This window comes from Allomuricauda sp. NFXS6, assembly GCF_040148835.1.
Lineage (GTDB): Bacteria > Bacteroidota > Bacteroidia > Flavobacteriales > Flavobacteriaceae > Flagellimonas.
In genome coordinates, this window is the sequence record NZ_JAGEMG010000007.1 from 152,820 (window position 1) to 167,090 (window position 14,271).

General features: G+C 42.6%; 14 protein-coding genes. 8 read left to right on the forward strand and 6 right to left on the reverse strand.

Annotated features, from left to right (window positions below):
* Positions 1 to 51: 51 nt before the first annotated feature.
* Positions 52 to 2,223: an endonuclease MutS2 gene (locus J4E06_RS11925; RefSeq protein ID WP_349524149.1), complete on the reverse strand. Its 2,172-nt coding sequence runs from the start codon at positions 2,221 to 2,223 to the stop codon at positions 52 to 54.
* Between the two features lie 239 nt (positions 2,224 to 2,462).
* Here J4E06_RS11925 and ung point away from each other — a divergent pair, with 239 nt between their 5' ends.
* On the forward strand, positions 2,463 to 3,128 hold the full coding sequence (ung, locus tag J4E06_RS11930) for a uracil-DNA glycosylase (protein ID WP_349524150.1): 666 nt from the start codon (positions 2,463 to 2,465) through the stop codon (positions 3,126 to 3,128).
* Between the two features lie 81 nt (positions 3,129 to 3,209).
* Here the strand turns inward: ung and J4E06_RS11935 are convergent, their stop codons facing one another.
* The 5 genes from J4E06_RS11935 to J4E06_RS11955 all read right to left on the reverse strand — a co-directional run bounded on the left by J4E06_RS11935 (position 3,210) and on the right by J4E06_RS11955 (position 7,382).
* Positions 3,210 to 4,058: a substrate-binding domain-containing protein gene (locus J4E06_RS11935; protein WP_349524151.1), complete on the reverse strand. Its 849-nt coding sequence runs from the start codon at positions 4,056 to 4,058 to the stop codon at positions 3,210 to 3,212.
* Between the two features lie 70 nt (positions 4,059 to 4,128).
* Positions 4,129 to 5,016, reverse strand: a complete 888-nt coding sequence (locus tag J4E06_RS11940) for a nucleoside phosphorylase (protein WP_349524152.1) — start codon at positions 5,014 to 5,016, stop codon at positions 4,129 to 4,131.
* A gap of 2 nt (positions 5,017 to 5,018) precedes the next feature.
* A complete protein-coding gene (locus tag J4E06_RS11945; RefSeq protein ID WP_349524153.1) occupies positions 5,019 to 5,951 on the reverse strand; it encodes a DUF1835 domain-containing protein in 933 nt (310 codons plus the stop codon).
* Positions 5,952 to 6,094: 143 nt separating this feature from the next.
* Complete coding sequence (locus J4E06_RS11950; protein ID WP_349524154.1) at positions 6,095 to 6,424, reverse strand: translation initiation factor; 330 nt, start codon at positions 6,422 to 6,424, stop codon at positions 6,095 to 6,097.
* 7 nt (positions 6,425 to 6,431) lie between these two features.
* Complete coding sequence (locus J4E06_RS11955; RefSeq protein WP_349524238.1) at positions 6,432 to 7,382, reverse strand: isopenicillin N synthase family dioxygenase; 951 nt, start codon at positions 7,380 to 7,382, stop codon at positions 6,432 to 6,434.
* A gap of 110 nt (positions 7,383 to 7,492) precedes the next feature.
* Between J4E06_RS11955 and J4E06_RS11960 the strand changes: the two genes are divergently transcribed.
* The 7 genes from J4E06_RS11960 (at position 7,493) to J4E06_RS11990 (ending at position 14,262) form a co-directional block, all read left to right on the forward strand.
* Complete coding sequence (locus tag J4E06_RS11960; protein ID WP_349524155.1) at positions 7,493 to 9,472, forward strand: alpha-ketoacid dehydrogenase subunit alpha/beta; 1,980 nt, start codon at positions 7,493 to 7,495, stop codon at positions 9,470 to 9,472.
* An 89-nt stretch (positions 9,473 to 9,561) separates the two neighbouring features.
* Positions 9,562 to 10,047, forward strand: a complete 486-nt coding sequence (locus tag J4E06_RS11965) for a lipocalin-like domain-containing protein (RefSeq protein ID WP_349524156.1) — start codon at positions 9,562 to 9,564, stop codon at positions 10,045 to 10,047.
* Positions 10,048 to 10,051: 4 nt separating this feature from the next.
* The gene (locus J4E06_RS11970) at positions 10,052 to 10,747 is read left to right on the forward strand and encodes a YiaD family glycine zipper/OmpA-like lipoprotein (protein WP_349524157.1); all 696 of its coding nucleotides are present in this window, start codon (positions 10,052 to 10,054) and stop codon (positions 10,745 to 10,747) included.
* A 163-nt stretch (positions 10,748 to 10,910) separates the two neighbouring features.
* Entirely contained in the window at positions 10,911 to 11,243 is a 333-nt protein-coding gene (locus J4E06_RS11975) for a hypothetical protein (protein ID WP_349524158.1), read from the forward strand.
* 89 nt (positions 11,244 to 11,332) lie between these two features.
* Positions 11,333 to 12,250 carry an EamA family transporter gene (locus J4E06_RS11980; protein ID WP_349524159.1) on the forward strand — a complete coding sequence of 306 codons (918 nt, stop codon included), beginning with the start codon at positions 11,333 to 11,335 and terminating at the stop codon, positions 12,248 to 12,250.
* Positions 12,251 to 12,317: 67 nt separating this feature from the next.
* Positions 12,318 to 12,878 (forward strand): DUF4251 domain-containing protein, encoded by a 561-nt coding sequence (locus J4E06_RS11985; protein WP_349524160.1) that lies wholly within the window; start codon positions 12,318 to 12,320, stop codon positions 12,876 to 12,878.
* 193 nt (positions 12,879 to 13,071) lie between these two features.
* Positions 13,072 to 14,262, forward strand: coding sequence for a PQQ-dependent sugar dehydrogenase (locus J4E06_RS11990; protein ID WP_349524161.1), 1,191 nt, complete (start codon positions 13,072 to 13,074; stop codon positions 14,260 to 14,262).
* Positions 14,263 to 14,271 lie beyond the last annotated feature (9 nt).

The window sequence follows — 14,271 nt, forward strand, 5'->3', positions numbered from 1 at the left end:
TTCCTGCTTTTTTATCCCGTTGCAGAACGGGGCGCAGGAATGACAATGGAGTTATTTCTTAGCTTCCACCAACTCCAATTGATCCACGCTTACATTGGTGGTGAACATACCGTAGTTGACTACAGCCTTACCTTTTTCAAGCGTGTCTATACTCCCTACGGCTTTACCATCCATGAGGCGAACGCGGTCCCCGATTTTAAAAACAGGTCTGGGTTTGTTCTTTTCGGCCTGGACTTCCTTTTTCTTTTTTATTTTCTTCTCTACCCGAACCTTCTTGATTTTTTGCTCCAGCTCTTCGGCCACTTGTTTTTTCTCCTGTTGCTTGGCCTTTGCCTTTTTAGCGGTTGTTTTTTTACGTTTGCTGTTCTCGGTTTCCACTATACGGAGCATTTCCGAAATCAACGGACGTTTTTTCTTGTCTATAAAGTATTTTTCCGCAGCTGTGTTCAATTTGTTCCCCAGTTGAATCATCCGTTGGTTGTGGTCGTACATTTCTTGGTAACTCTCCAACTTGGATTTTATCTTGGAATTGAGTTTCTCCAATCGTTCGTTTTCCTCACGAGCCTTGGCTTCCTCATCTTTAAGTTTGGAGCCTGTTTCCGCCATTTTGCTACGCTCCTTTTGTAGTTTGGCAATGGTAGCATCAAAACGGACCTTTCCGCGTTCAATCTTCTTTTTGGCCTTGTTGATCAAGGAGTAGGGGATGCCGTTCTTTTGGGCCACTTCAAACGTAAAGGAACTCCCCGCTTCACCTAAAACCAATTGAAAAGTGGGCTCCAATGTTTTAGCGTTGAATAGCATATTGGCATTGGTGGTGTGAGGAAGTTCGTTGGCCAAAGCCTTTAAATTGGCATAGTGCGTTGTGATGACTCCATAGGCTTCACGATCATAGAAAACTTCTAAAAAGGCTTCTGCCAATGCACCACCCAATTCGGGATCACTACCCGTACCAAATTCATCAATCAAGAACAATGTTTTATCGTTGCACTTCTTTAAAAAGTAGTTCATGTTCTTGAGTCGGTAACTATACGTACTAAGATGATTTTCAATGGATTGATTATCTCCAATATCTGTCAATATCTTATCAAAGAAACAAACGGAACTACGTTCGTGCACAGGGATGAGCATACCGCTTTGAAGCATCACTTGAAGCAGCCCAATCGTTTTCAGTGTTATACTTTTTCCACCTGCGTTGGGCCCCGAAATCACAATAATTCGGTTCTCTTTGTGCAGTTTTATAGTCTGCGGCCAGGTTTTTTCGTTCTTTCGTTGGTTGGAAAGGTAGAGCAATGGGTGGTATGCATCACGAAGGTACATTTCGCGTTCCTCATTGATTTCTGGCAACAAACCATTCGTCTCATTGGCATATCTTGCTTTGGCTGCTGTAATATCGGTATCGGAAAGATGCTTTTGATACTCTTGCAGTAACTCCCGATAGGGTCGAATTTCGTCGGTGAGTTTGTTTAGAATGCGCTGAATCTCTTCTTTTTCCTCAAACTCCAAATTATTGAGTTCTCGTGTGTAGGATAGCGTGACTTCGGGAACAATGTAAACAATGCTGCCCGTTTTGGAGGTCCCCATAACGGTACCCTTCACTTTTTTTCGGTGCATCGCCTTAACTGCCAATACCCTGCGATTCTCCACAACGGATTCTCGGATTTCATCCAAAAAGTCCGAAGATTGATAGCGGCCCAATGCAGCGCTAAAGCTTTGATTGATCTTGCTGCGCACTTCATTGATTTGTCGGCGGATATACATGAGTTCATCCGATGCAGAATCTTTGATTTCCCCAAATTTATCGATGACATCATCAATGGCCTCGGGAATTTCTGGATGAAGTTCCAAAGCATTCACTTTATCAAAAAGCAATGGGTAGTATTCCTTGAATTTTTTAAAGAATTTTTGATGAATCGCTACGGTTTTGCAGATTCCCCCGATTTTTCGGAAACCGGCTATCTCCAAGGTGCTGTTGTCAATCTTTAACAACCCCAGTTCACTATTGATTTGGTCGAAACCATGATTGGGAATACGGTTGTCGTTGGAAAAAGAGGCTAAATATTCCGACGTTTGCCCTAAAACCTTCATCAGTTCCTCTTTGTGTTGGAACGGTTTTATGGTCAACGCATCTTCTTTGCCCAAATCTGTATTGCATCGCGCTGCGATTTGGGTCAATACTGCCGGGAACTCTAAGTCTTGAAGTGTTTTGGGGTGAATGTTTTGCATCTTTTTCTACTAGCAGCGCAAAGATAGGATTTTGAAGTGTTTTTGAAGTGTACCGCTCTGGCAAAAACAATTTGCAATGCGTACTTTTGATGCATACCTGATTTATTCCTTTAAACCGATATCCTATGAGGAGCGACAACACCGTAATTTATATTATCGCCGGCGTTATTTTACTACATTTTGTTGTAGGCATTGGGTACTTGATCTATAAATTGACCAAAAAGAAGTAAAGTCAGCACATGGAAGTGAATATTGAGCCAAGTTGGAGAATCCAGCTGAACGATGAGTTTGAAATGCCTTATTTCCAAGAATTAGCAACATTTGTAAAAAAGGAATACCAAAAGAACACCTGTTACCCAAAGGGTAAGGATATTTTTTCTGCTTTTGACCATTGCCCGTTCCAAGAAATCAAAGTTGTAATCATAGGGCAAGACCCGTACCATGGGGCCAATCAGGCAAACGGACTTTGTTTCTCCGTTAAAGATGGTATTCCTCATCCGCCATCCTTGGTCAATATTTTCAAGGAAATTAAAACCGATGTTGGAAAACCGTATCCCGATAGTGGTAATCTGGAGCGCTGGGCAGACCAAGGTGTTCTTTTATTGAACGCTACGCTTACCGTTCGTGCTCACCAAGCGGGCAGCCACCAGAATATGGGATGGGAACAATTTACCGATGCGGTGATCAAAACGGTGTCCAACGAGCTGGAAGGAGTTGTTTTTCTGCTTTGGGGCGGGTTTGCCAAGAAAAAATCATCCTTGATCGATAAAAGCAAACACCATATTTTAACCTCTGGCCATCCTTCACCCTTGAGCGCCAACCGTGGATTGTGGTTTGGTAATCAACACTTCAGCAAAACAAACAAGTTGCTGGCGCAGATGGGCAAGGAGCCTATTGATTGGTGAAAATGTCATCTCGAGCGCAGTCGAGAGCTTGTTGTGGTGTGGTTTAGGCATAAGCCGACCTGACATTCATAATGTTTAAAACTATTTCCAAAGAAAATGCGAAGCGTCTTTGATGTCGCTAATTAAATTAAGGGCGAGCAACCTGGATTGCACTTCGTTAATGGTTGCTTCAGAAAGTTGCTCTTGTCCCCAAGTGGTTTTGGACAGCCATTCCTGAATATCTTCCAGCTTTTGCTCGTATCTGTTGGAAAGCGTTCTATCAATACTCGGGATTTGCTTAAATTCTGAAGTATAGGTGTTAATCACTTCCAAAATGTGTTTGAGTACCCCTTCGTTTTCTTTTAAAAATGCTTCCGAAGCGACAATCACAAAACAAGGCCAAGGGGTAGGGCAGTCACCCACCCGTTTAAAAATTCCGCTGTCCACAAGCGGTTTGGTGGTAAAATGTTCCCACATAAAATAAGCATTGGAACCACTTGATAGATTTTCCACGGCACCATCGAGGTTATTTATGATTTCAAACTCTAGGTTTTCTGTGTCCCATCCTTGGTTCTGCGCATTGATATAGGCCATTAAATGGCTTCCACTACCTATTCTACTGATGGCCACTTTATCATCTTTTAAAGACTCAATGGAATTTCTTTCGCTATTTGCATCTACATGGATGCCCCAAAGAAGGGGAGAGGAGACATATTCTTGAACAATTTTGCTGGGGTTTCCCTGTGAAATACTTTTGATCATGCCTTCGGTAAGGATAATGCCCAAATCTGCTTCGTTGTTTTGAAGCATTTGGGTCATTTTTCCGGTTCCTTCCGGAACATCACTCCATTCCAATTGTATGCCCCGGTCCTCAAAGGCATTGTCTTCCATGGCCAAGTGCCAGGGAAGGTTAAAATGTTCGGGGACTCCAATTATTTGCACTGTTTTCATTTACCTTGCTACTTTATGTCTTAAAATTATGATTCCATTTGGTATCCTTCAAAAAAAATGCTTTGAAAAATTATACCAATTGACTTTGGGCCATACGTTCCAAGGTGTATTGAATCAACCTGTCAATGGTTCGATGCCCCTGCTTGGAAAACTCCCCTGTTGCCCGATTGGCCAATATGGCATTAAGTGAAACAGCTTGGTGTCCATGCAATTTTGCTATGCCGTAAATGGCTGCTGTCTCCATCTCAAGGTTTGTTATTCGTGTACCTTGATAAGAAAACCCCGCAAGCTTTTCGTTAAAATCTGTTATAGAAGGCGTTAATCTTAATTTCCTTCCCTGTGGAGCATAAAAACCTGAATTTGTACCTGTTATGCCAAATCGTATATGATTTGAATCAAAAACGGCACCCAACTCCTTATCAAAATCAACAACATAAGGGTGGATGTTATATTTTCCCCAACCCAAGTATTCTGTCAGCGCTTGTTCCAGTTCTTTGTTTTTGATTTGTCCAGCCTCATAAAAATGCAATAGATTGTCAAACCCAATGCCGGCGGAACTGATTAAGAAAGTATCTACCGGGATGTCTGGTTGAAGAGAACCGGATGTACCGACCCGTATAAAATTGAGCCGTGTCTTTTGGGATTTAATTTGCCTAGAAGTGAAATCGATGTTTGCAAGCGCATCCAATTCATTAAAAACAATGTCTATATTGTCCGTTCCTATTCCTGTGGAGATAACGGTAAGGCGTTTACCGGAATAATGACCCGTGTGGGTTGTAAATTCTCGTTTGCTTTTCCTTATCTCAACGGAATCGAAGTACTTGGTTACTTCCTGCACACGACCTTGGTCTCCCACCGTGATAATGGTCGTGGCAATGTCTTCTGGAAGAAGGTTGAGATGGTAGATGCTCCCATCAGGGTTCAGAATAAGCTCTGAACTGCCCAAGGAAGCGTCCATTATTATAATTTAAGGATTCTGTCGGAATCAGTATTATATAGGAAGTTATATTTTAAAGAGCCTCCCAAATACATTTGATTATCACGAAGTTCCGAATAGTAATTTGTTTCTTGCTTTAATACGTGCAACCCTTTTTTGGTCAACTTAACGGGGTCAAATGAACTAAAAAGGGGTTTCAGGGAGGAAATCATACGATCGTACTGTGTATCTCCAAAACCGTAAAAACCTTGGTCGCTCAATAAACTTCCCATCAATTCTTTTTTGGACTTTGGCTTTTCTTTCTTGGCGACTTCCAAAATATGATTCTCCAAGTCGTTAAGTCCATTTTTTATGGTCGGGAATCGCTTTAAATGGGTTTTTAGGGCGTCCGATAAGTATTCGAACTGAAAATCGTTGTTGGCAATCTGGTTTTCCAAGCGAATAGGGTTGTCGCTGCAATACAATTGCCAAATGTAGTCTGCGTATTCGATATCGTCCTGCGAAAGCGCCTTTTTGTTGTCGTATAGCTCCAGTAATTTTTCATCACTGAGTTCATTTAAGCCATACAGTTTGTCGGAGCCTTCAATTTTACCACTGCAGACCAAAGAGATTTCTGCGTGTCTTCGGTGTTGCTTTAGCCAACTGAGTACGGCAAGCATATTTATTTGGCAAAAGAGGTCATATTCAAACCAAAGTACAATTTGATCTTGTTGCTTGTGGTTGCATAACGACCTATATTCCTTTAAAGTTTTTTCTATGAACCAGGATTTGGAGACTTTGTAATTTTTGTTCAGGAACTCGAACCTTGTTTTCCAGAAAGATTCGCTTCCTACAGTGGAAAGAGTTTTGCCTTCGCAAAGCATTTCTCTCCATGTAATTACATCCCCTTTTAATTGTAAAGACTGTAATCTGGACGTGAAACTGTCCCCGTTGGTAATGTGCAACAGTGATTTCATTTTCAGCTCAGTTTTCGTTGATTAGGAAGAATAAAAGTAATGTTTAAAGCAACAACACAAAAATTTTTTCGCAAAACATTGGTATTCAGGGCGAGTTTTTAACATGTAAGGGGAAACCGGATCGGTTTTTACCCAATTGAAAATTACCCGCCAACGCGCTTAACGGCAAACCCTTTTTTCTTTAGGAATTCCATGATTTTGTCCCGATAATCCCCTTGGATCAATATGGTTTCATTTTTAAAGCTGCCCCCCACGCCCAATAGCGTTTTCAAGTCTTTTGTCAATTTTTTAAAATCACTGTCAGCTCCGTTGTACCCTTCGAGTATGGTAATAGGCTTGCCCTTTCGTTTCTCGTATTTGCAGATAATGGGATCTTCTTGAAGCCAATAAGGAGGTTTTTCCTTTTCCTTGTTGGGTTCGTCTTCAGGAACGTGGTCGGGAAATAAATTTTTGAGCTGGTCTCCTAAATCCATGCGTAGCTTATTTTTTGATCAGTCCGAGTTCTATCAATCGTTCGTGCAGATATTCTCCTGCGGTAATGTCATCGAACGCTTTGGGGTGCGTTTCGTCAATGCAGTTTTCCAAACAGTTCAACGGCATATCGCTTATAGGGTGCATAAAAAACGGAATGGAGTAGCGTGATGTGCCCCAAAGCTCCTTTGGTGGGTTTACCACTTGGTGAATCGTCGATTTTAACTGGTTGTTTGATAGTCTGGAGAGCATATCGCCAACATTGATCATCAACTGGTCGGGTCTTGCAATGGCATCCACCCAATTGCCCTCGTGGTCTTTTACTTGAAGCCCCTTTCCATGGGCGCCCATCAACAGCGTAATCAAATTGATATCGCCATGTGCCGCTGCCCTTACTGCATTTTTGGGTTCTTCGGTAATGGGCGGGTAATGGATAGGTCTTAAAATGGAGTTCCCGTTTTTGATATAATCGTCAAAATAGGTTTCCTTCAGGCCCAGGTGCAAGGCAAGTGCACGAAGTACATATTTCGCGGTTTTCTCCAACATTTTATAAGTTTCTTTGCCAATACGGTTAAAATCGGGCAACTCATCCACCGTCACATTATCTGGGTATTCGGCTTCCAACGCCGGATTACCTTCCACATATTGACCAAAATGCCAAAACTCCTTCAAGTCGCCCTCTTTTTTGCCTTTGGCGTGTTCCTTTCCAAAGGAAGTGTACCCGCGTTGCCCTCCAATGCCTTCAATCTCATACTTATTTTTGACTTCCTGTGGCAGTTTGAAGAACTTTTTTATTTCATCATACAGGTTTTCCACCAATTCATCCGATAAAAAATGTCCGCTCAGCGCCACAAAGCCGATTTCCTCGAAAGCAGCACCTATTTCTTTGACAAACTTTTCTTTTCTTTTTGGGTCGCCCGAAACAAAATCTTTCAGGTCCACACTTGGGATAGCACTCATATCGTCATCTTTGATGTTAGACCAAAAATAGGGAATAAAGGCGAAGCTTTTCAAATTTTAAGGTGTTTTGAAGGCCTTTTTACTACATTTATCCAACAGAAAATTATGGTATGAGGTATCATGTTGGCAGCTTGGAACAGGAAAAGTTGTTGGATTTGTACAAGGCAATGCTGAAGCCCAGAATGATAGAAGAAAAAATGCTGATTCTTCTGAGGCAGGGCAAAATTTCCAAATGGTTTAGCGGGATAGGGCAGGAGGCCATTTCCGTGGGGGTCACCAAGGCGCTCAAGGAAAGTGAATATATACTTCCCATGCACCGAAACCTAGGGGTATTCACATCCAGAAACATTCCATTGAACCGACTATTTGCCCAATGGCAGGGAAAAAAAAGCGGGTTTACACAAGGTAGGGACCGAAGTTTTCATTTTGGTACCCAGGAATACAAAATTGTGGGGATGATTTCCCATTTGGGGCCTCAACTTGGGGTTGCCGATGGCATTGCCTTGGCCGATATGTTACGCAGAAAAAAACGAGTGACCGCCGTTTTTACGGGTGAAGGTGCAACCAGCGAAGGGGATTTTCATGAAGCACTGAACGTGGCTTCCGTCTGGAACTTACCTGTGTTGTTCTGTATTGAAAACAACGGCTACGGACTTTCCACGCCCACGAACGAGCAATACAATTGCGAGCATTTGGCGGATAGGGCCAAGGGCTACGGCATCGAATCCAGAATCATTGACGGGAACAACATTTTGGAGGTATATGCCAAAGTGGATGAATTATGCAAAGCCATTCGAAGAAGGCCGCGACCTGTGCTGTTGGAATTTAAAACTTTTCGGATGAGGGGGCACGAAGAAGCGAGTGGCACCAAATACGTTCCGGACAAGTTGATGAAAGAGTGGGAGAAGAAAGACCCGATTTCCAATTATGAAAGTTTTTTGTTGGAAGAAGGAATGTTAACGGAGGAAATGGTTGCGGAAATCAAAGCTGATTTTAGCGATGAAATCAATACGAATCTGCAGTTGGCCTTTGATGAGCCCGGAGTGTCCTCGATTGAAAGTAAAGAATTAAAAGAAGTGTATCAAGGTTTTGATTATCAAAATATTGAATCTAAATCAAATCAAGCAGAAAATATACGTTTTGTAGATGCCATTTCCCAAGGCTTGGAGCAATCCATGTTTCGCCACAACGAGCTCATTATCATGGGGCAAGATGTTGCCGACTATGGTGGTGTTTTTAAAATTACCGAAGGGTTTGTTCCCAAATTTGGGAAGAGCCGAGTACGCAACACCCCCATCTGTGAGTCTGCCATAGTTTCTGCAGCTATGGGATTGTCCATCAATGGAATGAAGGCTGTCGTAGAGATGCAGTTTGCCGATTTTGTGAGCTCGGGCTTCAACCCCATTGTAAACTATTTGGGCAAAATACATTACCGTTGGAACGAAAAAGCTGATGTGGTCATCCGAATGCCCTGCGGTGGTGGTGTAGGGGCGGGGCCCTTTCATTCGCAGACCAATGAGGCCTGGTTTACCAAAACGCCTGGCCTAAAAGTAGTATATCCCGCATTTCCATATGATGCCAAAGGACTGTTGAACACAGCCATTAACGACCCGAACCCGGTATTGTTTTTTGAGCACAAGGGACTGTACCGAAGTATTAAAGGCGATGTGCCCACCGATTATTACACCTTGCCTTTTGGCAAGGCGAAAATTTTAAGGGAAGGGAATTCCATATCCGTGGTCACCTATGGTGCAGGAGTGCATTGGGCCATGGAAACACTGGACAAGCATCCAGAAATCGATGTGGATTTGATTGATTTACGGACGCTTCAACCTTTGGACACCGAAGCAATTTATGATTCGGTCAAAAAGACCGGAAAACTGATCATATTGCAAGAAGATACTTTGTTTGGAGGTGTGGCCAGCGATATATCGGCCATGGTGATGGAAAACTGCTTTGAATACTTGGATGCTCCCGTAAAAAGAGTGGGCAGTTTGGAAACCCCGGTGCCCTTTGCTAAATCATTGGAAGAAAATTTTTTGCCAAAGCAGCGATTTGAATCGGAATTGATAACACTATTTAAATATTGAAAACTATTTGGATTAACTATTTTTTGATACTTTAACAACTTTAAATACGTCCCCAATCGTATATGTTTTGAACATTAACTTAAATACTTATGATGAAACGATCACTTTTATTTATTACAGTGATGGGGCTTTTGGTCTCATCATGTTCCATCTCCAAAAACGCTAGAGCACAGCGAAATTTGTTCAGCGGCACTTGGAATTTGGACAACGTGTATTACGAGAATGCCTCTGGAAACTTTAAATCGACCATCTTCAATGATGCGGAAGATATCTGCTTCGAAGACAGCGAATGGTTTTTCAGGGACAACAATAGTACTGGGCGCTATACCATAGCCCAAAGTTCACTCTGTCAAGGAGGGGACCGCTATTTTAGATGGTCTGTGGTAGAGCCACAACAGAATTACCAAAGCCAACTTCAATTCAAGTTTATTGATGAAAACCGAAAAGATATTTCTGGGGGGTACGGATACCGTTTGAATATTGTTAGTTTATCCGAACAATCCATGACGCTCAATTCCAATGTATCGGTTGATGGTCAACCTGTGACCATAGTTTACGAATTCTCAAAAAAATAATTTCATGAAAAATATAGTTTTAAAAGGAGCAACGGCTTTTTTGGCGTTGACGATTATAATTAGTTGCGATGCTGTCAAAAATGCAAACAATACCCAAAAAGGCGCTGCGATTGGTGCTGGGAGCGGTGCTGTTATCGGTGGCGTTATCGGAAATAATGTAGGTGACGGAAACAATACAGCCCTTGGAGCCATTATCGGTGCCGTAGTGGGTGGTGCTGCCGGAGGTTACATTGGAAACCGCATGGACCGACAAGCTGAACAAATCGAACAAGAAATCCCAGGAGCTGAAGTGCAAAGGGTAGGCGAAGGCATCAATGTTACCTTTAGTGGAGAAAACGGTGTTTATTTTGATACCAACAAATCTGACATCAAAGGAGCTTCTGCCACTACCTTGGACAAGTTGGCCGGAATTTTTAAGGAGTACCCAAAATCCAATATCCTTGTGGAAGGACATACGGATAGCGATGGTGCTGCTGAATACAATATGGGTCTTTCCGAACGCCGGGCAAAGGCGGTGACCAGCTATTTGGTTTCCAAAGGTATTTCCAGCGGAAGATTTACCACCAAATGGTACGGCGAAGTACAGCCTGTGGAAAGCAATGAAACAGCTTCGGGCAAAGCAGCGAACCGACGTGTAGAGTTGGCTATTGTAGCCAGTGAAGAGCTTAAAGAGGAAGCTCGCGAGCAGACTGGAAACTAAAAGTCACTAACAGACATAAATGATGTGGCCCGGCTTTTGCTGGGCCTTTTTGTTCAGATATGTTAAATAAACCATTAAATATGGGTTAAGCTGTAAACCTTTGCAAGATTTTATTTAACTTAAAGGACGTCAATCTGTTACTTCTACAATTTCCTTTAAACCTATGGAACATATCACCCAAAATAATATAGAAAAGCAGCAAGAACTACTGGTGCGGGTGGAAAGAAACAATAGAATGGTTCAACGCCTGTTGGAAAAACTGAGTTCTTACACCTACGAACCCAAATGTCCCCGGCGATTCGAAAAGTTTTATGAATTACACAAAAGCATCCAAAACTATAAAAGCCATCAAAAAAAAGTGATGTCCAAAATAAAGCAGCGTGAATTGGATATGGCAGATGCGCACCACAACGAGCTAAACCATCATTTAAATCTTTTCAAACAATTGGAAAGTGACTTTGCTTCCTACTTATTAGATTTACAAAAACCACGGTAAGTTATTCCACTGAAGAAAATTGCCTAAATTTTGATACACACTTACCTAAAACATACGTAATATTGCAGGGCAGCTAAACGGTCCATAAAATGGCAAAATCCTCAAACTCTGCTCTGGTGATCATGGCCTTTTTTGCCATTTACGTGATATGGGGCTCAACGTATTTATTGAATAAAATAGCAGTGTTGGAACTGGAGCCCTTTATGTTGGCCAGTTTTAGGTTTACTTTGGCCGGTCTTTGCATTTTTCTGTTGGCCAAAGCCATGGGCACTTCCCTTCGCATTACTAAAAAACAGCTACTGAACACCTTAATTGCCGGAATACTCTTTTTGAGCATTGGGAATGGATTGGTGGTCTGGGCCTTACGCTACGTGGATACAGGATTTGCCGCCCTGGAAATATCATCTCAACCGCTCATTATTCTTTTAATGATGCGCATTTTACAAGGTAAAAAAATACAACCCATGTCCGTGGTAGGGGTGATTTTGGGCATTATCGGTATTTATTTGTTGGTCAGTCAAAAACAAATTATTGCCCAGGAAGAATCCATTGTCGGTATGATCATGATATTCTTTTGCATGCTCTGTTGGGCCTACGCTAGTCTTTTTGTGGCCAATGCCGACCTGCCCAATAATTATTTTGTGAACACCGGATATCAAATGTTTTTTGCCGGGCTTGTTTTAAGTTTGATGAGTTTGGGTTTTGGGGAAGAGTGGACTTCTCCCTCGGTCTGGAGCGGTAAGGTGCAGTTATCTATGCTGTTGCTCATATTTTTGGGGAGTATAGTCGCCTTTACCTCTTTTAACTATTTGCTAAAAGCTGTGTCCCCCGAAAAGGTAGCAACATCTACCTATGTGAATCCTATTGTGGCATTGCTGTTGGGTTGGTATTTTTTGGATGAGAAAATCACCCTACAATCCATCGTGGCCGCTGCCATTCTTTTAACGGGGGTCTATTTCATCAATACCAAAAAGACCTTGGCCATCTTTGAACGCTTTAAACGTTAATACCTCGTTATTTACCTCGATTTGACTTATGTATTTCGTATCTTGTAAGATGCTAATATTCAAAACTATGAAGCCTTTACTGAACATTGGTATTTTTATGTTATTGCTGACCTCCTTAGCATGCTCATCAACTAAAAGTTCTGCAACTCCAGAGGAAATAGCTGCAATGGAAAAGATGATTTCTGATAAGCAGTTCGAAATCAAAGCCAAATGGGCACAGCCTTTGGCGAGCCAAAGCCTAAATAGTATAGCCGCAGCTGGAATGTTGCCTCCCGGCAGTTCCGTAAGCCGTATAGACATCACCGGTACAGGCGGTTATTTACGTATGATGGGCGATAGCGTCAAAGCCGACCTTCCTTATTTTGGGGAACGCCAAATGGGAGGAGGGTACAACCAAAATAATACAGGAATCAATTTTGAGGGAGTCCCCAAAGACCTTTCCATTGAACCCAACAAAAAAGGTACGGGAAAAACCATTCAATTCAATATCGAACACGAAACCGAAGGGTTTCAGGTAATTGCGCAGTTATATCCCGGTGGAATGGCAAGATTGAGCATTTCCAGTACCCATCGAAACAATATTTGGTATCAGGGGGATTATTCCGAATACACCAAAGAGGAGGAATAGTGCGTGCAAGGGGTGCAAGGGTAAGAATCAAGGTCAAAGCTCAAAGTTAAGATTAAACTTCAAGGGATACCTGTAAAAGTATCTGACTTTCGAGTTCTGAAAATTGACATCATCCCTCAATCATCCTGTTCTTTCCATATTTTATTATAGCTTTATTGTCTCAGAAACCAAAACACCTATAAAAACGATGAAAATGTACGCTTTGACCTTTAGGTCAATAGTTATGCTGGTGCTTTCAGTAAGCATTTTGGCATGCAACGGAAAAAAAGAAAATCAAGAAGAAGAATCTACTGAAGAAGTGACGGATAATGCGGAGGTATCACAGGATTCCACCCAATTATATTTGGACCGCCTTAACCTCCCGGAAGGATTTAGCATAGCACTCTATGCCGAAAATGTTGAGGGTGCTCGCTCCATGGCCATGGGGGCCGATGGAACGCTGTTCGTGGGCACTCGTAACGAGGGCAAGGTATATGCGCTAAAAGATACGGATGGTGATTACAAGGTGGACGAAAACTATACCATTGCCTCCGACTTGGACCAGCCCAACGGCGTAGCTTTTAAAAATGGTGATCTATATGTGGCCGCAGTGAGCAAGATGTTCAAATATACCGATATTGAATCCCAGTTGGAAAATCCACAGGACCCTGAACTAATTTATGATGATTACCCGACCGAGTTCCACCATGGTTGGAAATACATTGCTTTTGGACCCGATGATAAATTGTACGTGCCCGTTGGAGCACCCTGCAATATTTGCGATAGCGCAACCGTGGACAAACGTTATGCTTCCATTACCAGAATGGACCTTGAAGGCAAAAATAGGGAGATTGTGGCGCATGGCGTACGAAATACCGTAGGCTTTACATGGCATCCCGATACCGATGAATTGTGGTTTACAGACAATGGCAGGGATATGATGGGCGATGATATACCTCCGGGGGAATTGAACAAGCTTACCGAAGCAGGTCAGCATTTTGGTTATCCCTATTGCCACGGCGGAACCGTAAAGGACCCCGAATATGGCGACCAACGTCCCTGTTCCGATTTTGTACCTCCCGTACAGCCATTGGGCGCGCACGTAGCGGCTCTTGGTGTTAAGTTTGGTAAAGGCCCCATGTTTCCAGAAGCCTATCGAGGGCATGCATTTTTGGCAGAACATGGTTCGTGGAACCGTTCCTCTAAAGTGGGCTACAGGATTACCATGGTAAAACTAGAAAATGGCGAAGCCGTGAGTTACGAACCCTTTATCGATGGTTGGTTGGACGAAGAGTCGCAAGAAGCATTTGGCAGACCTGTGGATTTGCTCTTCCTTGAAGACGGTTCCTTGCTTATCTCAGATGATGAAGGCAATGCCATTTACAGGGTGACCTACAAAGGATAAATTACTCCA